Consider the following 18,161-nt stretch of genomic DNA (forward strand, 5'->3'; position numbering starts at 1 on the left):
CCGTTTCAGTACCGGCGGACCTCGACGCCGTCGTCGGTGCCGACGTAGGTCGCGTCGGCCATACCGACGAACAGCCCGTGTTCGACCACACCCGGAATCGCCGAGAGCCGCGCCGCCAGTTCGTCGGGATCGTCGATCGCGCCGAACGCACAGTCGAGGACGAGATTGCCGTTGTCGGTCACGACCGGGCCGTCCTTCTCGCCGGCATCTCGGAGCGTCGGCTCGCCGCCGAGGTCCCGAATCCGGTCCGCGACGACGGTATGGGCGTCCGGAAGGACGGCGACCGGGACCGACCGCTCGAGGCGAGTGGTCAGCTTCGAGGGGTCGGCGACGACGACGAACCGGTCGGCCGCCGCGTCCACGAGTTTCTCGCGTGCGTGTGCCGCGCCGCCACCCTTGATCAACGCGCCGTGTGCGGCCGCGTCCGGGTCGTCGACGACCCGATCCGCCCCGTCGATCGCCAGATCGAGGCCGTCGACCGCGTCGAGGTCCGTGAGTTCGATGCCGACCTCGAGAGCCAACTGGCGGGACTGGAAGGAAGTCGGGATCCCCCGGATCTCGAGGCCGTCGTCGACGGCCCGGCCGAGCGCGCGGATCGCATAGGCGGTCGTCGAGCCGGTGCCGAGGCCGACGACGAACCCGTCGGCGACGTCCTCGGCCGCGCGTTCGCCGGCCCGTCGTTTCGCCGCGTCGGAGCCACCTGCCGTCTTCATACCACCTCACGGGAGCGGCGAGGGCAAAAACGTTGTAATTCGCGATCGGCCGCTCAGAGATCCGCTCGTCCGAACCCCCAGAGACCCAGTGCCAGCGGCAGGAGCGCCCAGACGGCAAGGATCACGAAACCGAACCACGGCTCGGCCACCAGCGGCACGCTCTCGATCAGTCCCTGTGACTCGTAGGCACCCGCCGAGGTGAACTGCGATTCGCGGAGGACGAACCCGATCGCGGAGCCGTAGGCGGCATCCGGCGTGATGGAGTTGAAGACGAGGTACCAGCCGGGGAACGTCTCGGGAAGGAACGTTCCCTCGATGGCGTAGAGCAGGACCTGTGAGAGTATTCCCCAGAGGGCTTTGAACAGGACCACGAGTGCGATCGCGCCGACGGCGGCCTTGGTCGTCGACCGGGTCATCGCGGAGATGCCGACGCCGAGACAGACGTAGACGAACCCGAAAGCGACCGTCACCAGCGTAAAGGCGAGATAGTCGACGGGCGAAACCTCGCCGACGAAGGCGACGAGCCCGATCAGGCCGACGGCGAAGCCGATCAGGATCGACACTGCGACGACGCCCGTTCGACCGAGGACCTTCCCGAGGACGACGTCCCGACGGCGGTGGGGCAGTCCGAGCAGGAACTTCAGGCTCCCGGTCTCGCGTTCGCCCGCGATCGCACCGTAGCCGACGATCAGTGCGATCACGGGCACGAGAAAGCCCGCCGGCGTCTGCAACGCGAAGATCAGTCCGATCGTCGACTCGCCGCCACCCTCCGAAAACAACCCGGAAGCCCACGAGGCCAGCGCGGCTCCGCCGACGGTAAACAGGGCAAAGAGCGCGGTCAGTCCCAGCAGCAGGCGCGACCGGACCGCGTCACGAAAGTCCTTCTTCGCGACGGTGATCGCGCTCATCGAACCACCTCCCGGCCGCCGTCGGCCCCCGTAGTGTAGGCGACGAACAGGTCCTCGAGCGAGGACTCGTCGGTCTCGAAGTCCTCGACAGTGACGCCGTACTCCTCGACGACGTGGAGGACCTCGGTCTTGGCGCGGTCCTCGCAGGCGACGACGAGGGACCGTCCCTCCGGGGTCACCGAGGAGACGCCGTCGATCGCCTCGACCGCTGCGAGGGCAGCATCCGAGTCGTCGGGGATCCGATCGAGGGTCACGCGGAGTCTGGTCTGGTCGGGCATCGAGTCGCGCAGTCCCTCGACGGTGTCCTCGGTGATCAGGTCGCCGTCCCGGAGGATGCCGACGCGGTCACAGACCGCCTCGACCTGCCCGAGGACGTGACTCGAGAAGAAGACGGTCGCGCCGCGTTCGTTTTCCTCGCGGATGATCTCGCGCATTCGGCGAGCCCCGTTGGGGTCGAGGCCGGTGGAGGGCTCGTCTAAGATCAGGAGGTCGGGCTCGCCGACCAGGGCCGTCGCGAAGGTGAGCCGCTGGGCCATCCCCTTCGAGTAGCCGCCGGCCTTCTTCGCGGCCGCGTCGGGCGAGAGACCGACCCGCTCGATGAGTTCGTCGGGGTCGTCGTCGGCCCCCTTGGACTCGATCGCGAACTCGACGTGCTGGCGGCCGGTCAGGCGCTCGTAGAGTTCGGCGCCCTCGGGAAGGATACCGGTTCGCTGGCGGATCTCGAGGGAGTCCGCCTGCGCATCGAGGTCGAACACCCGAACCTCGCCGGTAGTCGGCCGAATGAAGTCCAATAGGAGGTTGATCGTTGTCGACTTACCGGCCCCGTTGGGACCGAGAAAGCCGTATATTTCGCCGCGCTCGACGGACAGCGAGAGTCCGTCGAGTGCCGTTTCGGTACCGTACCGTTTCGTCACGTTGGATATATCGATGGAGGGCACTGTTTAACTATACTACTATTTTGGGTGACAAATAACTTTCTGCATGCCGGAACGATAGTCGCCACTGAAACTCACTGCGAACCTGATCGTACGACAGCGTTGCAATCAGTGTGTCAATCGTTTCAGCGGCTACGATATCCGTCCCGGCAGCGAGGACGTATTGTCAATTTCGGAATCGGATCGGAAGAGCTATAGTACCTGTTGGGACACAATCACTTGTATGCGAGACCCTGCTCTCCACCCCGCCGATTACGCCGGTCCCGATCGGCAACATGGTCCCGCTCGACGACCGACCCGCCGCTCGAGCCGGGTGGTATAATGTTGCAACTCGCCCTCCTTCCGCTCCAGTCCAGCGGTGAAGAACTCCCCGTCGACTCGACGACGATGCTCGCCGCGATGGTGATCGGCTTCGTCATCGCCGTCGCGATCACGGTCGGCGTCGCCTACTGGGTGTACAAGGACGCCGCGAAACGCGAGAACAACGAACTCGCGTGGGCCGTCGGCGTCGGCGCGTTGCTGTTCGTCGTCTTCCCGATCGGTATCCTCGCCGTCATCGCGTACGTCCTCCTCCGAGGCGACGAGACGGCGACGGAGCCGATGGGCGGCGACGCGACGAGCGGGGAGTGGTAGCGCCACCGGATCGTCGCCGACTCCGAGACCCGACGTCCGTGCAGTCGGCCGCCGTTGCGGACACATCGTTACGCCGAACTTTTTTTTGAGCCGTCCGTCGATCAACGCTCATGGCAACGGCGGAGACGGCCGTCTCCCTCTCGGACGTCCGCAAGACCTATCGGATCGGCGAGCCCGTCCACGCGCTCGACGGCGTCTCGCTCGAGGTACCGGAAGGGTCCTACACGGCGATCATGGGCCCCAGCGGCTCGGGCAAGTCGACGCTGATGAACCTCGTGGGCTGTCTGGACACCCCGACGGAGGGCGAGGTCGTCGTCGGCGGTCGAGCGGTCGACACGCTGGACGACCGCGAGCGGACCCGCCTCCGGGGCACCGAGGTCGGCTTCGTCTTCCAGACGTTCAACCTCATGCCCCGACTGAACGCCGTCGAGAACGTCGCCCTCCCGCAGCTGTTTCAGGGGATCGACCGGACGGAACGGCGCGAGCGGGCCCGGGACCTGCTCGAGCGGGTCGGGCTCGCCGACCGCGGGGATCACCTGCCCAACGAACTGTCGGGCGGCCAGCGCCAACGGGTCGCACTGGCCCGGGCGCTGGTCAACGACCCGGCGATCGTGCTGGCCGACGAGCCCTCCGGCAACCTCGATACCGACACCGAGGCCGAGATCCTGGATCTCTTCGACGAGTTCCACGACGCCGGGACGACGATGATCGTCGTTACCCACGAGCGCCACGTCGCCGAGCGGGCCGACCGGATCGTCCACCTGCTCGACGGGCGGATCGAACGGATCGAGGAACTCGAGGGCGACGGCACACCGGAGCCGGCCTCCCGAACGGGTTCGTCGGAGCCGACGGAGGCCGATTCCGAGTGAACCCGCTCGAGAGCCTGCGGCTGGCGTGGCGCTCGATCCGGGGCCACAAGCTCCGGTCGGCGCTGACGACGCTGGGGATCGTGATCGGGATCGCGGCGGTGATCGCGTTCGTCACACTGGGTGCGAGCCTACAGGCCGGTATCATCGGCGACATCAGTCCCGACGATCAGCGCAACGTCTACGGCTGGGCCGCCGATCCCGACACCGAGGGCGGGCCGCTCGCGGGTGCCCAACCGGTGTTTACGGACGACGACCTCGCGGCGGTCGGGGACTTAGACGAGGTCGAGGCGGCCTACGGCTACGCGACGATTCAGACGCAAGCGATCTCGAACGGCAACGAGACGGTCGCGCAGGGGAACGGACTGATCGCCTCGGGGCCGTCCTACATCCGCGAGGAGCGACTGGCGGAGGGGAGACAGTTCCGGCAGGGCGAACGCGAGGCGGTCCTCAACCCGGCGGCGGCCAACCAGTTCGAGGAGAACGTCACCGTCGGCGACGAACTCACGGTGACGATCCTTGGCGGCCAGCAGCGGACCGTCGAGGTGGTCGGGATCACCGACACCAGCGAGGGGCTGAGCCCCTTCGAGGGGTTCGAGTCCTCGCCGCGGGTGTACGTTCCGACCGACCCCTACTACACGGAACAAGCGTCGGGACTGGGGGCCGGCGGCGGCAACGAGAGCGGCGACGGGAACGGCAGTGAGGCCCGCTTCCTCGCGATCATCATCGAGGCCCCGTCCGACGACGAGGCCGCCATCGACGCCGCCCGCGAGAGCGCGACGGAGTACCTCGAGAGCGATCGGTCCGACGCCAGCGAGTTGCTCGGCGACGACCTCGCGGTCACGTTCCGGACGAGTACGGAACTGCTCCAGCAGCTCCAGGACGTGCTGGATCTGCTGCGGAACTTCATCGTCGGCATCGCGGCCATCTCCCTGCTGGTCGGTTCGATCGGCATCGCCAACATCATGCTCGTCAGCGTCACCGAACGGACTCGAGAGATCGGGATCATGAAAGCCGTCGGGGCGCAGAACCGCGACGTCCTCGGGCTGTTCCTGACCGAGGCGGTGATCCTCGGCGTGATCGGCGCGATCCTGGGCACCGGTCTCGGACTGGTCGGCGGCTACGTCGGGGCCGAGTACGTCGATCTCCCGCTCGTCTACCCGCTCGAGTACGTCGCGCTCGCGGTCGTCGTGGGGATTCTCGTGGGGATCCTGGCGGGGCTGTACCCCGCGTGGCGGGCCGCGCGGACGGACCCGATCGACGCACTGCGCTACGAGTGATCAGAACCGGTCGCGGTTCCGTTCGCGATCGTCGTCCCGTTCGTCGTCGATTCGATCGGCACCGAACTCCCTCGAGTCCGCGGTTCCCGAGTCGCGGTCGTACTCGCGGTCCCGCGTCGGCGCGCCCTCGGTGGGGGGAACCCCACCCGACTCCGTTTCGTAGCCGATGGTGGCCCGCGTCCGGTGGTGTTGGTCGGGATACTCGCGGGCGAGATACGCGCCCAGATAGCCGCCGAGCAAGGACGGCCCGACCGTGTAGGCAAGCGCGAAGAACCCGGCGACGACGATCACGACCGAGACCACCGCGAACCCCTCGAGCGGAACCCCGCCGGCGAGGCCGATTCCGAGGAGCCCGAACAGGAGCAGTCCCAGCCCCGCGATCGGCAGGAACGCGATCGCACCGGCCAGCGCACCGACGATCGCGCCCTCGCGGCCGTCCGGTCCCTCGAGGAACCCGGCGACGAGGCCGCCGAGGACGGTCGAGAACGGGATGAACGAGAGGACGACACCGACGACGGCACCGATGACGGCGTTGAGAAGCGTCCGAGTGGTGACCATACCGAACGGATGACGGGGATCCTAAAAATTGTGGGGAGAAAGCGATCGGCACGGTGACGATATCGATTAGCGGGGAACCGAAGGCAGCGTTACAGCGCTCGGCGAATGGGTCCGGCGAGGTCGAACCAGAACGAGAGGACGCCACAGCCCAGCATCCCGACGATCGCACCGAGATACAGCTCGAGCCCGAGCGTCTCGAGCATCCACTCGGGATCGAGGAAGCCGGACGCGATGACGAGCGCACAGACGGTTGCGATCCCTACGATCAAGAGGGCGACGGGAAGCGGGGGCTGACGTTTCATGCGAACGTGTTTGTTACCCAACTGGATTAACGTGTCGTTCACCCCGCTCCGACGGCGACCGGCCGCGCCAGCGATATCCCGGCCTCAGTCGTCGGCCGTCCGCGGACTCGACTCCTCGAAGGTCGTCTCGGTGTCCTCGGAATCGGACTCGAGGTCGGCTTCGATGATCTCGCTGAACGTGGCGTCGGTGTTGACCTCGTCGGCCAGCAGGTCGACGGCCTCGACGAAGACGGCGACCAGCAGCGGGCCGACGACGACGCCGATCGGGCCGAGGGTAAAGAGCCCGCCGGTGAAGCCGACGAAGTAGAGGCTCCCGGGGAGGCCGGCGGAGCGACGCGCCAGCCGCGGCCGGACGGCGACGTCGGGGAGCCAGCCGACGAGGACGAGACCGAGGACGCCGATCAGGGCCGCCGCGACGAGGTCGCCGGCGACGGCCTGATAGATCGCGATCGGCGCGATCAGCATGCTCGGGCCGATGATCGGCACGAACTGTAACACGGCGGCGACGATCGCGAGCGTCAGCGCGCCCTCGTATCCCAGCGCCCAGAACAGCGGGTAGGCGACGGCGAACGTCGCGAGCGAGGTCGCCACCTGCAGGACGTAGATCGCGTACAGCGTTTCTCGAGCCCGCGTGGCGAGCGCGTAGACGACGTCGCGATAGTCGTAGGGGATCGGCGCGACGGCGGCCCGGCCCGCCTCGTCGCCTTTGAGCAGGACGCCGAAAATGAGGACGAGAAACAGCGCGAACTTGATCGCGAGGACCGGGAGGGAAAGCGCGAAGTCGGTCGCGACGCCGCTCAGGGAATCGACCGCCATCGATTGAACCTCACCGGCCTCGATGGTCTGGGTCGCCCCGAAGGCCGTGATCGACAGCTCACGCGGCAGGGCCTCGACCGCCTCGAGGACGCCCTCGATGCGGAAGTACAGCGTCACGACGATCGGCGCGAAGACGGCGGTTGCGCTCGCGAAGCCGATCACGGTCGCCGCGAGCGCGGCCGTCCACTCCGAGAGCCCGCGCCTGACGAGCCACCCCTGGACCGGCATGAGGACGTAGGCAACCGTCAGTGCGAAGAGGATCGTTCCCAGTACCTCGAGCAGGATCCCGCCGGTCACGACCCCGAGCGCGACGACGATCCCCGCGAGGACGTAGCGGCGCTTTCGTCTCGAGCGATCGTCCCCGCGAGCGGTCCCAGTCACAGCCGAGACTCTCACTCGAGCGGTAAAGTCTTTGTCCGATTGACGGGACCGATCGGCCGATCACGCCGTTTAAGACCACTCAGTGTAACCACCGAGTAATGGATCGACGGACGTTCATCGGGACGGTCGGTGCGGGGACGGTCACCGGCGTCGCCGGCTGTCTGACTCGCGACGGCGGCGGGAACGGCGACGGCGACGACGGAACGCTGCGGATCGCGACCTACGATTCGATGGTCAACACGGAGAACTCGGCCGGGCCGTGGCTCAAAGAGGCGTTCGAGGCCGAACACGACGCCGAAATCGAGTGGACGGTTCCCGACCAAGGGCTCACACAGTACGTGCGGAGCGCGCGGGAGAACGCGGACATCGACGCCGACGCCTACGTCGGGGTCAACGTCGACGACCTCGTCCGGATCGACGACGAACTCGGCGACGGCGAACTCCTGCAGGAACTCGAGGTCGATCGGCTCGACAACGCCGATCGGATCCGCGACGAACTCGAGATGGGCGACCCCCACGGTCGCGTGCTGCCCTACGACACGGGCTACATCTGTCTCGTCTACGACGAGACGCTCGTCGACGAACCCGAGACGCTCGAGGACCTGACCGAGCCGGCCTACGAGGACGCGTTGCTGGCTCAGAACGCCCAGAACTCGGATCCGGGACGGGCGTTCCTGCTGTGGACGATCGACGCCCACGGCGAGGGCGGCTACCTCGACTACTGGGGCGACCTCGAGGACAACGGCGTTCGCGTCCTCGACGGCTGGACGGAGTCCTACAGCGGCGCGTACATGGAGGGCGAGCGGGCGATGGTCGTCTCCTACTCGACCGATCAGGTGTACGCGAACGAGTTCGATTACGAGATGAGCCGCCATCAGGTCGCGTTCCCGAACGGGCAGGGCTACGCCAACCCCGAAGGAATGGGCATCCTCGAGGGAGCGACGGACGTCGACGTCGCCTACGACTTCTTCGATTTCGTCCTCTCGAGCGAGCCCCAGGCCGAAATCGCCCAGCGAAACGTCCAGTTCCCGGCCGTCGCGGACGATCACGTCGACCTCGATTCGACGTTCGACGAGTACGCCCACGAGCCGTCCGAAACGGTCGCATTCGACTACGAGGCGCTTCGGGGCAGCCTCGGCGGCTGGGTCGACGACTGGGCCCGCGAGTACGTCAGCCAGTAAGCCCGTGCCCGCATCGGATCGCCCTGGGCTCCGGAACGCGGTCGTGACCCTCCGGTCGCGCCTCGAGCGCCACGCCCTCTCGCTCGCGGCGCTCGCGACGGCCGCGGTGCTTGCGATCATGCTCTACCTGCCGGTCGGGGTCGTCTTCGTCGAGGCCGTCCTCGAGGCGGGCCGGCCGACGCTCGCCCATTTCCGCGCGGTCCTGACCGATCCGTTCTATGTCGGGGCGCTCGCGGACGTCCTCGCGGAGCCGCTCGCCGTCCGGACACATCTCGAGGGCGTCGCCGGCTGGCTCGGGGCCGTCTCGGTGTCCGGTACCGTCGTCCGGCCGATCCCCGGCCTCGACCTGCCGGTGCCGTGGCTCGCCCTCGAGACGCCGGGGGTCCGGTTGGGACTGTTCGGCTTTACGGCCTATCAGGCGGCGCTGTCGACGGTGGCAAGCGTCGCGCTCGGGCTGCCCGCGGCCTACGTCCTGGCGACCTACGAGTTCCGGGGCCGGCGGACGGTCCGGTCGCTGACGATCCTGCCCTTCGTCCTGCCCGGGATCATGGTCGCGGTCGGCTTCTACGCGATGTTCGGCCGGGGCGGGACGCTCAACGGCCTGCTCGGACTGGTCGGGCTCGGGCCGTACCCGTTCATCGAGTGGAACCCGCTGGCGATCGTGATCGTCGCCCACGCCTTTTACAACGCGCCGCTGGTGGCCCGCGTGACCGTCGCCGCGTGGGAGTCCGTCGACCGCCGGGCCGTCGAGACGGCCCGCAGCCTCGGCGCGAGTCCGCGACGGGCGTTCCGCGACGTGGTCGTCCCGCAACTGTTTCCCGCAGTGTTGACCGGCGCGTTGCTGACCTTCATCTTCACGTTCATGACCTTCCCCATCGTCCTCGCGCTGGGCGGGCTCCAGTTGGCGACCGTCGAGGTCTGGATCTACGACCGGGTGCGCCAGTTGGCCTACGGCGAGGCCGCGACGCTTGCCGTCCTCGAGACGCTGCTCTCGCTGGGACTGACGTACGCCTATCTCCGATACGAGTCCGCCCAGTCGGGACTGGCACGTGCGGCCGGGTCGACCGCGAGGCGGCCGCTCGTTCCCGACCTGCGGACCGCGCTGTCGCCGCGCCGGCTGGCGATCGTCGCTTACGGACTCGTCGTACTGGTGGTCTTCGTCGGACCGATGGCGAGCCTGATCGTCGGCAGCGTCACCGACGGGAGCGGGCTCACGGGTCGCCATTACGCGTTCCTGCTCGAGCGCCAGCTCGAGGGGGCCAGCTACCAGACGCTGCCGTGGATCGCGATCCGGAACTCGCTGCTGTTTGGCGTCGCGACGCTCGCGGTCGCCGTCCCGATGGGCGTCGTGATCTCGGTCGTAACTGCCCGGGCGGGCCGTGCGGGGGCCGTCGTCGACGCGCTGGCGATGTTGCCGCTTGCGGTCAGCGGCGTCGTCTTCGGGATCGGCCTGCTCCGAGGACTGGTCTTCGGGATTCCGTTGCCCGGCGGCTGGCGGTTTCAGGTGACCGGCGCGGTCGCGATCGTCGCGGCCCACGCGGTCGCGGCCTACCCGTTCGTCACGCGCAACGTCTCGCCGCTGCTCGCGAACCTGGATCCGGCGATGGTCGAGTCCGCCCGTGCGCTGGGTGCCTCCCGGTACCGCGCGCTCCGGGACGTCGAGTTGCCGCTCGTGGCCAGCGGCATCGTCGCCGGCGCGGCCTTCGCCTTCGCCATCTCGATCGGGGAGTTCTCTTCGACGGTGATTTTGGCGGGCAGCGGCGACACCTACACGATGCCGGTCGCCGTCGAGCGCTATCTCGGTCGTCGCTCCGGTCCCGCGATCGCCATGGGGACGGTCCTGCTGTTCGTCACGGCCGCGAGCTTCGTCGTCGTCGACCGCGTCGGCGGGAGGTTCGAGCGATGACCGACCTCGCACTCGAGGGCGTCGCCAAGCGCTACGACGGGACCGTCGCGCTCGAGGGGATCGACCTGACGGTCCGGGACGGGGAGTTTTTCACCCTCGTCGGCCCCTCGGGCTGCGGGAAGACGACGACGCTGCGGACCATCGCCGGCTTCGAGTCGCCGACGGCGGGGACCGTCCGATTCGACGGCCGGGCGATGGACGGCGTCCCGCCGGAGGCGCGAGACGTCGGCGTCGTCTTCCAGAGCTACGCGCTGTTTCCGCACATGAGCGTCGCCGAGAACGTCGGCTACGGGCTGCGGTTCCGGGAGCCGCCGGACGGGCAGACCGTCGACGAACGCGTCCGGGAACTGCTCGCGCTGGTCGACCTCGAGGGAATGGGCGAGCGCGACCCCGATCAGTTGTCGGGCGGGCAGCGCCAGCGGGTCGCGCTGGCGCGGGCGCTCGCGCCGGCTCCCGACCTGCTCTTGCTCGACGAGCCGATGAGCGCGCTCGACGCACAGCTCCGGGAGTCGCTGCGCCGGCAGGTCAAACGGATCCAGTCGGCACTCGCAATCACGACCGTCTACGTCACCCACGATCAGGCCGAGGCGCTGGCGATTTCCGATCGCGTGGCGGTGATGAACGGCGGCCGGGTCGAGCAGGTCGGCCGGCCACAGGCGATCTACCGCGAGCCCGCGACGCGGTTCGTCGCCGAGTTCGTCGGCGACAACAACGTTTTCGAGGGCACGGTTCGGGCTCGAGAGGAGGACCAGGCGCGGATCGACGTCGGCGGCGAGACCCTCGCGGTGTCGGCGGTCCCGCCGGGGGCCGACCGGGTCACCGTCTGCGTGCGACCGGGTGCGCTCTCCCGGAACGTCGGGACCAACCGGCTGCCGATGACCGTCGAAACCAGCGAGTTCCTCGGCGAGACCGTCCGCGTCCACGGCCGCTGGAACGGGACCGAGATGGTCCTCCAACTGCCCGCGGTCCCCGAAGCCGACGAACTGACGGTCGGGTTCGACCCCGACGATGCCCACGTCGTCGCGACCGACTGAGCCGCGCGCGTGACGCGGCGCCCCGTCTCCGGACCGGAATACACAGGGTGGCCGCTTTTCGATCGGATCGTGTTACTTACCTGCATGCAAGTTACTCGTCGGCTCCGGGTCGACCTCGAGCGCCACGAGGTACCCGTCGGAACCGAGTTCACCGTTCGCGTCCGCGACGACCGGCGACGGCCGGTCGAAGGGGCGTTCGTCGAGGCGGGACGGAAATCGGCCCGCACGGACGAGCGGGGACTGTGTCGGCTGCGACTCGACGCGCCGGGCTTCTGGAAGCTCGTCGCCGCGAAGTCCCCGACCGACCGCGTGGCCTACGAGCCGGGGTCGGCGCTCGTTCGGGTCGTCTCGACGGCCTCGAGACGCCGACCGCGTCGTCTCGTCGGGTCCCGGTGACGAGCGCTCGGCGGGCGGACGGCGTTGAAGCGCCATGGCACAGCGTTATCCCCGTCGGCGATGTGTGTGGGATTATGGCAGACACCAAGGACGGGCGCGAGGACCAGGCCGACGACGCCGAGGAGCGCCAGCGCGAGCGGGAACTCGAGGAGGCCCTCGAGCGCGACGACGAGGACGAGCCGCCGGCCGACGAGGCGGGCGACGGGGACGAGTCGGCCGCGGACGACGAGGAATCGGCCGAGGAAGGCGACTCGAGCGACGAGTAGCGGTCGGGCGATACGCGAGGGCTACAGCCCCCAGAAGAAGTTGATCCCGAGGACGGTGACGATCGAGAGCAGGAACTGCAGCGGCGCGCCGACCCGGACGAAGTCCATGAACTTGTAGCCGCCGGGGCCGTAGACGAACAGGTTCGTCTGGTAGCCGACGGGCGTGAGAAACGCCGTCGAGGCCGCGAAGGTGACCGCCAGCACGAACGCGAAGGGGTTCGCACCGATCTGGGAGGCGGTCTCGACGGCCACCGGGAGCATCAACACGACGCTGGCGTTGTTCGAGATCACGCCCGTGATGAGCCCCGTCGCGAGGTAGAACACCCAGAGGACGCCGAGCGCCGGGAGGTAGGCCCCGGTCGACGCGACGAGCGACCCCAGGAGGTCGGCCCCGCCGGTCTGTTCTAAGGCGATCCCCAGCGGGATGATGCCCGCAAGCAGGAAGATCACGTCCCACTCGACGGCGTCGTAGATCTCGGTCGGCTTGAGGACGCCCGACGCGACCATCGCGACGACGCCGGCCAGCGCGGTGACCATGATCGGCAGGGACAGCGCCGACATGGACTCGAGGGCGGCGACGCCGGTCACGCCGGCCAGCGCGGTCCCGACGGCCCCCCACGGGACGGCGACGAAGCCGACGACGCCGGCCATGATCGCCGCCGCGTGAGGGATCTTCTCCGTGCGGTAATCGGGCTCGTCCGGCTCGTGGGCAACGATGAAGTCGTCGTTTTGCGAGAGCCGGTCGATGCTGTCGGGTGCCGCCTGGACCAACAGCGTGTCGCCGACTCGAATGCGGCGTTCGTCCATGTCGCTGCGGACCGTTTCCCCTCGACTACGGAAGGCCAGCACGGTCGCGTCGTAGCGCTGGCGGAACGTCGACGTCTCGAGCGACTCACCCACGAGGAAGGAGCCCCGGGGGACGACGACCTCGACCAGCGTGCGGTCGGAGATGTCCTCGGGCTCGAGTTCGGCGTCGGTCTCGGGACCGCCGTCGATCGTGAGCGTCTCGCGTTCGACGAGTTGTTGGACGGTCGGCCGGTCGGCCCGCAGCCGGAGCGTGTCGCCGGCGCGGATCGTCTTCTGGCCGATGGGTTCGATGAACTCCTCGCCGTCGCGGACGACCTGCAGGATGTCGGCGTCGAACTCGACGCGATCGATTGCGTCGGCGACCGTCGAGCCGACGATCGGGGAGCCCTCGTCGACGATCGCTTCGGTCAGGTATTCCCCGATGGCGTACTCCGTGACGTAGTCCTCGTCGACGGGGACTCGCTCGGGGAGCAGCCGGTGACCGACGGTCATGAGATAGAGGCTGCCGACGAGGAGGACGATGACGCCGAGTTTGGTGAACTCGAACATCGAGAAGGCGTGGAGTTCGGGGTACTCCGCGCCGAGGCGCGCGGAGACGTCGCTCGCGAGGATGTTCGTCGAGGTCCCGATCAGCGTGAGCATGCCGCCGAACATCGAGGCGTAGGACAGTGGAATCAGCAGTTTCGACGGCGACGTCTTGCCCTTGTGAGCGATGTCGGAGACGACGGGCACGAGGATCGCGACGACGGGGGTGTTGTTGATGAACCCGGAGATCGGACCACTAACCCCGATCGTCGCGAGCAGCTGTTTATCGAGGTCCTCGCCGGCGAACGCGGACATCTTCCGGCCGATGATCTGGACGACGCCGGTCTGACTGATCCCCGAACTCAGAATGAGCATCGCCAGCACGGTGATCGTCGCCGAATTGGAGAACCCGGAGGTCCCTTCCGTCGTCGAGATTTCGGTGAAGTTCGCGACGCCATCGGCACCCAGAATCATCAACAGCACCATGATCAGGATGGCGGTCACGTCGATCGGCAGCCACTCGGTAATAAAGAGTACCAGCGCCAAAAGGATGATCGCGAACACCACGAGCATCTGGGGCGTCACCGCGAGCCCGCCGGAATCGACGGCCAGCGGTACGACTCCGCCCTCGGAGAAGAGACGTCCGGTCACGGTTGATAGTACGGATTCCTTGACGATGCCGCTTGAAGCCCCCGGTTCGCCGACGCCGTCGCGATCGGCTGTCCTCCCGGGCGATCGGCGGCGGGTCGGCCATCGGAATGCGGCGAACATCATCGGCCACGTTCCTTTGGTTCGAGAACCGGTGGGCGTACTCAAGTGACTGTTCCGAGGACGAACGGGTACGGAGACGGCCGACGGTCGACCCCCTCTCGTCGCCGCGACTCCCCAGCGCCTCTCGCGGCGACCGACTCGAGCGGGAGAGTCGGGCGGCGGCCCCGGACCCACCGAGTCATGAACGAGTACACGCTCCCCATCGCGATCGCGAACACGGCGACGGTACTGACCGGCGGCGCAATCGCGTCGCTCGCCTATCGGGCCTTCCGCCGGACCGGGTCGGCGGCGCTGCGTGCCGTCGCCGGCGGCTTCGGCGTCATCGTCGTCGGCTCGATCCTCGGCGGCGGCGTCCACCTCCTCGGCGACACGATGGGACTGGGCATCGCCCTCCAGAGTTCGGCGACGGCGCTCGGGTTCGCGATCTTGCTCTACTCGCTGTACGCCGAAACGGGCGGCATTACCGTAACCACGGAGCTATCGACATGACCGACGGACCGTCCGGCCGAGCGACGCGGGTCGTCGCCCAGGGCACCTTCGATCTCCTGCATCCGGGCCACGTTCACTACCTCGAGGCGGCCGCGGACGCGGGCGACGAACTCCACGTCATCGTCGCCCGCGCGGCGGGCGTCACGCACAAACCCGACCCCGTGCTGCCGGGCGAACAGCGTCGGGACGCCGTCGCCGCGCTCGAGGCGGTCGATCACGCCCGGTTGGGCCATCCATCGGACTTCTCGGTCCCGATCCGCGAGATCGATCCCGACGTCGTCGTGCTTGGTCACGACCAGCACCACGACGAGGACGAGATCGCCGGGCTGCTTGCAGCGTGGGGAATCGACTGTCGCGTCGAGCGGGCGAGCGGGCTCGAGCCGACGGGGGAGCGCCTGCACTCGAGCAGCGACATCGTCGACCGGGTTCTCGCGCGGCGGCGGGGAGAGCGACGGCCGTCGCTCGAGGCCGAATCGGACGACTGAGCGGGGCAGTGATTATCGCCGGCTACTACTGCGAGGAGAGCCGCGACTGAAACCGATCGAGACCCACGTCGAGCATGTCGGGACTGACCGGCTGGAACTCGTTGTCGTCGGGGAGATACGGGCGGACCGAGTCCCAGCTGTCGCGGGCGTACCGTTCGTCGAGCAGGACGCGAACGCCGACATCTTCGGGGCTGCGGATGACCCGACCGATGGCCTGTCGAGCCTTCCGGACCGCGGGGATCGTCAGGGCGTAGGTGAAGCCGTCGCCGAACTCGTCGTCGTAAGCCCGCCGGACGGCCTTCGTTCGCGGGCTCGAGGTGTTGACGATCGGCACGCCACAGACGACCGCGGCGGCGAGGCGGTCGCCGCTGTAGTCGACGCCCTCGGTCAGCGTGCCCCGCAGGCTCGTGACGAGTACCTTCCCCTCGCCCGCGAAGAACTCGTCTTTGAGCGACTCGGTGGTCTCGTCGTCGCTGGCGACGTCGAGCAGGACGGGTTTGTCGACCCGGCTCTCGAGCCGGCCGGCGATCCACTCGGCCTCAGCGTAACTGGGCATGCCGACGAGGACGTTGCCGGGGAGCCGGGCGACCGTCGCGACGGCGTTCGCGTAGGAGCGGCGGGTCGGGTTCTCCTCGCCCGGCCGGCCGCGGTTGTCGTAGGTGTACTTCGGCGCGGCGACCGCGAAGCTTTCGCGGTTCTCGGCGGGGAAGTGCAGGCCGTACCGGCGTTCGACGACCGGTCGGTCCTCCTCCCGTGCGAGGTACTGCAGGCCCGTCACCTCGGTGAAGGCCTCGATCGGCTCGAGGGTGGCACTCATCAGGACGCCGCCGCCGAAGTGCCCGAGTCGGTCGCCGATGGCGTCGCTTGGGACGCAGTTGTGAAGCGAGAGGCGAGCGTTGTAGGCCCGTCGCCACGAATCGGGCGGCTCGGTGTCGTCCCAGGTGCGCTCGAGTTCGATCTCGCGGAAGTAATCGGTGTGACCGCGGCGGTACCACTCGCCGAGGACCCGCCCGACGGCGGGCGCGGCGCGGGTCCGGTCCTCGTCTTCAGCCTCGTTTAAGACCCGCTGGACGACCGCGCCGACGGCCTCGGCGCGGACCCAGTCGGCGTCGCCGTACCCCGCCTCGCGGGCCCACTCGGTCAGTTCGTCCTCGGCGGGCGCTGCGGGGTCTCGAAGGGGAAGTTCCGCGTCCTCGAGGTCGTTCAGGTTCGACTGCCAGCCCCGGTGGTTGCGGTCGAGGGAGGCAGTCACGCGCCGATCGAGTTCGGCCCGGAGATCCTGGACGAACTCGAGGGTGCGGTTGAGTTCCTCGAACGAGACGTCGCTGTCGTTCAGTTCGCCGCGGACGAGGTCGGCATCGGCGGTCTTGGAGCCGCCCTCGGCCTGCCGGCCCTCGCGCTCGAACTTAACCGGCTGGATGACCCGCGAGAGTTCGGTCTCGGCGTCCCGAAGCGTGCGGTCGGCGACGCCCTCGCTGACCAGGTCGCGGACGCGGGGCTCTAACATGTGGGCCTCGTCGCAGACGACGAACGTCGAGTCGTCGAGCAGCGCGCCGGTGAAAGAGCCGACGGTGCGGGGATCGAAGGCGTGGTAGTAGTTGCCGATGACGACCTCGGCCTCGCCGAGGGCGGCCCCCATCACGGAGTGGGGGCAGGTGCCGTGTGTCACCGATCGGGCCACGAGGTCCTCGGGCGTGACCATCCCGGCGTCGGTGAAGTCGTAGGGGATCGCTTCGGCGGCCGATCCCTCCTCGTCGTCGGGTAGATCCTCGAGATACTGCGCGTAGAACGGGCAGTACTCCGTCTCGGCCCCGACCGGCCCGCCCTCGCCGTACTCCGGCAGGTCGGGCGGGTACGGCGTCGGCTCCCCGGCGGTCTCGAGGAAGGTGTTTTTCGATCGGGTCCCGCTGTCGGCCAGCCCGATCTGCTGGCTGCGGGCGCGGGCGGCCAGGTTCTTCGCGGTCGTGTCGCCGCCCTCGCCGGTGAGATCGCGGGTGCGGTCCCGCAGGGTTTCACAGCGGTCGTAGACGTTGCCGTCGTCGAACCCCGCCGTCTTCTCCCGGTTGTACGGGCAGACGTCGGCCTTCCCGACGAGTGTCAGTCCCGACACGGGGTTCCAGTCGGCCGGCAGGTTCTCGTTGATCGTCTCGAGGTCCGCTTCGAACTGGCGGAGTTGCTGTTTGACGCTCGTGAGGACGAACACGCGCTCGTAGTCGGTGTCGGGATCGCGCACCAGATCGATCCCGGCAGTGAGCGCGATCATCGTCTTCCCGGTGCCACAGGCCCCTTCGATAACGGTGTAACCGCCCTCCCGTCCGGTGTCGATGGCCGTCTCGATACCGTCGACCTGCGGCTCGTAGGGCTCGTCGTGGCCGAACACCGTCCGCCAGTCCGTCATTCTGCCAGTACTCATGGTCGGTCGTCCATAGCGTTGACGGACTGGAGTCGCCGCCCGATCAGTGATAAACGTCGGGTCGAGCAGCGGATCGGAACGCGATGACGGCCACCGAACCCTCCGCGATCGACTCGCCCGATTGCTGCCAGCGTGAGCCTTTACTTAGCTCAGTACCTACGACCGTATGTGAAGGTTCCCCACTCTCTCGAGAACGTCGACCGAGACGTCGTCGTTCGCACGTTCGAATACGATGACGGTAGCACCATCGCGGTCGATTTCGGCACCTCGGCCGCAGACATCTCGGTCGACGTCGTCGGGTCGACCGCGATCATCGTCGCGGACGGCGAGCAGTTCGAGTTCGAACTCCCGCCGGAAGCGACCGCCGTCTCGGCCCGGAACGGCGTCCTCACGATCGACGAGTAACGAGCCGGACTGTCGGAGAGCGGCCGACCGGTCACAGCGAGGGCCCGCTTACGCGCCGTTTTCGACGCGCCGATCGAACGCGCCCCGCAGC

The 18,161-nt window shown here is 68.2% G+C and carries 19 protein-coding genes; 11 read left to right on the forward strand and 8 right to left on the reverse strand.

The window, feature by feature from the left end:
• Positions 1-5 precede the first annotated feature (5 nt).
• The 3 genes from rpiA to NP511_RS10170 are packed head-to-tail and all read right to left on the reverse strand — an operon-like array spanning position 6 to position 2,559.
• Complete coding sequence (gene rpiA / locus NP511_RS10160) at positions 6-713, reverse strand: ribose-5-phosphate isomerase RpiA (RefSeq protein ID WP_049965274.1); 708 nt, start codon at positions 711-713, stop codon at positions 6-8.
• Between the two features lie 53 nt (positions 714-766).
• Positions 767-1,621: an ABC transporter permease gene (locus tag NP511_RS10165; RefSeq protein ID WP_006648441.1), complete on the reverse strand. Its 855-nt coding sequence runs from the start codon at positions 1,619-1,621 to the stop codon at positions 767-769.
• Positions 1,618-2,559 carry an ABC transporter ATP-binding protein gene (locus NP511_RS10170; protein ID WP_084158268.1) on the reverse strand — a complete coding sequence of 314 codons (942 nt, stop codon included), beginning with the start codon at positions 2,557-2,559 and terminating at the stop codon, positions 1,618-1,620. Before NP511_RS10170 ends, NP511_RS10165 begins: the two co-directional genes overlap by 4 nt.
• 318 nt (positions 2,560-2,877) lie before the next feature.
• On the opposite strand from NP511_RS10170, the gene NP511_RS10175 reads away from it, so the two are divergent.
• The 3 genes from NP511_RS10175 to NP511_RS10185 all read left to right on the forward strand — a co-directional run bounded on the left by NP511_RS10175 (position 2,878) and on the right by NP511_RS10185 (position 5,335).
• The gene (locus NP511_RS10175) at positions 2,878-3,189 is read left to right on the forward strand and encodes a hypothetical protein (RefSeq protein WP_049965273.1); all 312 of its coding nucleotides are present in this window, start codon (positions 2,878-2,880) and stop codon (positions 3,187-3,189) included.
• 110 nt (positions 3,190-3,299) lie between these two features.
• Positions 3,300-4,058, forward strand: coding sequence for an ABC transporter ATP-binding protein (locus NP511_RS10180; RefSeq protein WP_049965272.1), 759 nt, complete (start codon positions 3,300-3,302; stop codon positions 4,056-4,058).
• Entirely contained in the window at positions 4,055-5,335 is a 1,281-nt protein-coding gene (locus NP511_RS10185) for an ABC transporter permease (protein WP_049965271.1), read from the forward strand. Before NP511_RS10180 ends, NP511_RS10185 begins: the two co-directional genes overlap by 4 nt.
• Here the strand turns inward: NP511_RS10185 and NP511_RS10190 are convergent, their stop codons facing one another.
• The 3 genes from NP511_RS10190 to NP511_RS10200 form a co-directional block, all read right to left on the reverse strand.
• Entirely contained in the window at positions 5,336-5,893 is a 558-nt protein-coding gene (locus NP511_RS10190) for a DUF5518 domain-containing protein (RefSeq protein ID WP_049965270.1), read from the reverse strand. It lies immediately after the preceding gene.
• A gap of 89 nt (positions 5,894-5,982) precedes the next feature.
• Positions 5,983-6,195 (reverse strand): hypothetical protein, encoded by a 213-nt coding sequence (locus tag NP511_RS10195; RefSeq protein ID WP_049965269.1) that lies wholly within the window; start codon positions 6,193-6,195, stop codon positions 5,983-5,985.
• An 84-nt stretch (positions 6,196-6,279) separates the two neighbouring features.
• The gene (locus tag NP511_RS10200; RefSeq protein WP_049965268.1) at positions 6,280-7,392 is read right to left on the reverse strand and encodes an AI-2E family transporter; all 1,113 of its coding nucleotides are present in this window, start codon (positions 7,390-7,392) and stop codon (positions 6,280-6,282) included.
• A 98-nt stretch (positions 7,393-7,490) separates the two neighbouring features.
• Between NP511_RS10200 and NP511_RS10205 the strand changes: the two genes are divergently transcribed.
• The 5 genes from NP511_RS10205 (at position 7,491) to NP511_RS10225 (ending at position 12,175) form a co-directional block, all read left to right on the forward strand.
• Positions 7,491-8,573: a thiamine ABC transporter substrate-binding protein gene (locus NP511_RS10205; protein WP_049965267.1), complete on the forward strand. Its 1,083-nt coding sequence runs from the start codon at positions 7,491-7,493 to the stop codon at positions 8,571-8,573.
• A 4-nt stretch (positions 8,574-8,577) separates the two neighbouring features.
• Positions 8,578-10,479: an ABC transporter permease gene (locus tag NP511_RS10210; protein ID WP_049965266.1), complete on the forward strand. Its 1,902-nt coding sequence runs from the start codon at positions 8,578-8,580 to the stop codon at positions 10,477-10,479.
• A complete protein-coding gene (locus tag NP511_RS10215) occupies positions 10,476-11,513 on the forward strand; it encodes an ABC transporter ATP-binding protein (protein WP_049965265.1) in 1,038 nt (345 codons plus the stop codon). Before NP511_RS10210 ends, NP511_RS10215 begins: the two co-directional genes overlap by 4 nt.
• Before the next feature lie 84 nt (positions 11,514-11,597).
• Positions 11,598-11,909 (forward strand): hypothetical protein, encoded by a 312-nt coding sequence (locus tag NP511_RS10220; protein WP_006648452.1) that lies wholly within the window; start codon positions 11,598-11,600, stop codon positions 11,907-11,909.
• Positions 11,910-11,983: 74 nt separating this feature from the next.
• A complete protein-coding gene (locus NP511_RS10225) occupies positions 11,984-12,175 on the forward strand; it encodes a hypothetical protein (protein ID WP_049965264.1) in 192 nt (63 codons plus the stop codon).
• Positions 12,176-12,196: 21 nt separating this feature from the next.
• On the opposite strand, the gene NP511_RS10230 is transcribed toward NP511_RS10225, so the two are convergent.
• Positions 12,197-14,080: an SLC13 family permease gene (locus NP511_RS10230; RefSeq protein ID WP_049965413.1), complete on the reverse strand. Its 1,884-nt coding sequence runs from the start codon at positions 14,078-14,080 to the stop codon at positions 12,197-12,199.
• A 378-nt stretch (positions 14,081-14,458) separates the two neighbouring features.
• Between NP511_RS10230 and NP511_RS10235 the strand changes: the two genes are divergently transcribed.
• Together NP511_RS10235 and NP511_RS10240 are read left to right on the forward strand one after the other, a co-directional pair.
• Positions 14,459-14,767, forward strand: a complete 309-nt coding sequence (locus tag NP511_RS10235; RefSeq protein WP_049965263.1) for a DUF7521 family protein — start codon at positions 14,459-14,461, stop codon at positions 14,765-14,767.
• Complete coding sequence (locus NP511_RS10240) at positions 14,764-15,252, forward strand: FAD synthase family protein (RefSeq protein WP_049965262.1); 489 nt, start codon at positions 14,764-14,766, stop codon at positions 15,250-15,252. Before NP511_RS10235 ends, NP511_RS10240 begins: the two co-directional genes overlap by 4 nt.
• 25 nt (positions 15,253-15,277) lie before the next feature.
• Here the strand turns inward: NP511_RS10240 and NP511_RS10245 are convergent, their stop codons facing one another.
• Positions 15,278-17,650 carry an ATP-dependent DNA helicase gene (locus NP511_RS10245; protein WP_049965261.1) on the reverse strand — a complete coding sequence of 791 codons (2,373 nt, stop codon included), beginning with the start codon at positions 17,648-17,650 and terminating at the stop codon, positions 15,278-15,280.
• A gap of 183 nt (positions 17,651-17,833) precedes the next feature.
• On the opposite strand from NP511_RS10245, the gene NP511_RS10250 reads away from it, so the two are divergent.
• Positions 17,834-18,070: a DUF7127 family protein gene (locus tag NP511_RS10250; protein WP_049965260.1), complete on the forward strand. Its 237-nt coding sequence runs from the start codon at positions 17,834-17,836 to the stop codon at positions 18,068-18,070.
• Positions 18,071-18,161: the final 91 nt, after the last annotated feature.

Origin of the sequence: Natrinema thermotolerans (assembly GCF_031165565.1) — an archaeon.
Lineage (GTDB): Archaea > Halobacteriota > Halobacteria > Halobacteriales > Natrialbaceae > Natrinema > Natrinema thermotolerans.

Excerpts from the sequence above, each read along its gene's own strand:
- rpiA (WP_049965274.1), bottom strand. The coding sequence starts at position 713 with ATGAAGACGGCAGGTGGCTCCGACGCGGCGAAACGACGGGCCGGCGAA.
- NP511_RS10165 (WP_006648441.1), bottom strand. The coding sequence starts at position 1,621 with ATGAGCGCGATCACCGTCGCGAAGAAGGACTTTCGTGACGCGGTCCGG.
- NP511_RS10175 (WP_049965273.1), top strand. The coding sequence starts at position 2,878 with ATGTTGCAACTCGCCCTCCTTCCGCTCCAGTCCAGCGGTGAAGAACTC.
- NP511_RS10180 (WP_049965272.1), top strand. The coding sequence starts at position 3,300 with ATGGCAACGGCGGAGACGGCCGTCTCCCTCTCGGACGTCCGCAAGACC.
- NP511_RS10190 (WP_049965270.1), bottom strand. The coding sequence starts at position 5,893 with ATGGTCACCACTCGGACGCTTCTCAACGCCGTCATCGGTGCCGTCGTC.
- NP511_RS10195 (WP_049965269.1), bottom strand. The coding sequence starts at position 6,195 with ATGAAACGTCAGCCCCCGCTTCCCGTCGCCCTCTTGATCGTAGGGATC.
- NP511_RS10205 (WP_049965267.1), top strand. The coding sequence starts at position 7,491 with ATGGATCGACGGACGTTCATCGGGACGGTCGGTGCGGGGACGGTCACC.
- NP511_RS10215 (WP_049965265.1), top strand. The coding sequence starts at position 10,476 with ATGACCGACCTCGCACTCGAGGGCGTCGCCAAGCGCTACGACGGGACC.
- NP511_RS10220 (WP_006648452.1), top strand. The coding sequence starts at position 11,598 with ATGCAAGTTACTCGTCGGCTCCGGGTCGACCTCGAGCGCCACGAGGTA.
- NP511_RS10225 (WP_049965264.1), top strand. The coding sequence starts at position 11,984 with ATGGCAGACACCAAGGACGGGCGCGAGGACCAGGCCGACGACGCCGAG.
- NP511_RS10230 (WP_049965413.1), bottom strand. The coding sequence starts at position 14,080 with ATGCTCGTGGTGTTCGCGATCATCCTTTTGGCGCTGGTACTCTTTATT.
- NP511_RS10235 (WP_049965263.1), top strand. The coding sequence starts at position 14,459 with ATGAACGAGTACACGCTCCCCATCGCGATCGCGAACACGGCGACGGTA.
- NP511_RS10240 (WP_049965262.1), top strand. The coding sequence starts at position 14,764 with ATGACCGACGGACCGTCCGGCCGAGCGACGCGGGTCGTCGCCCAGGGC.
- NP511_RS10245 (WP_049965261.1), bottom strand. The coding sequence starts at position 17,650 with ATGACGGACTGGCGGACGGTGTTCGGCCACGACGAGCCCTACGAGCCG.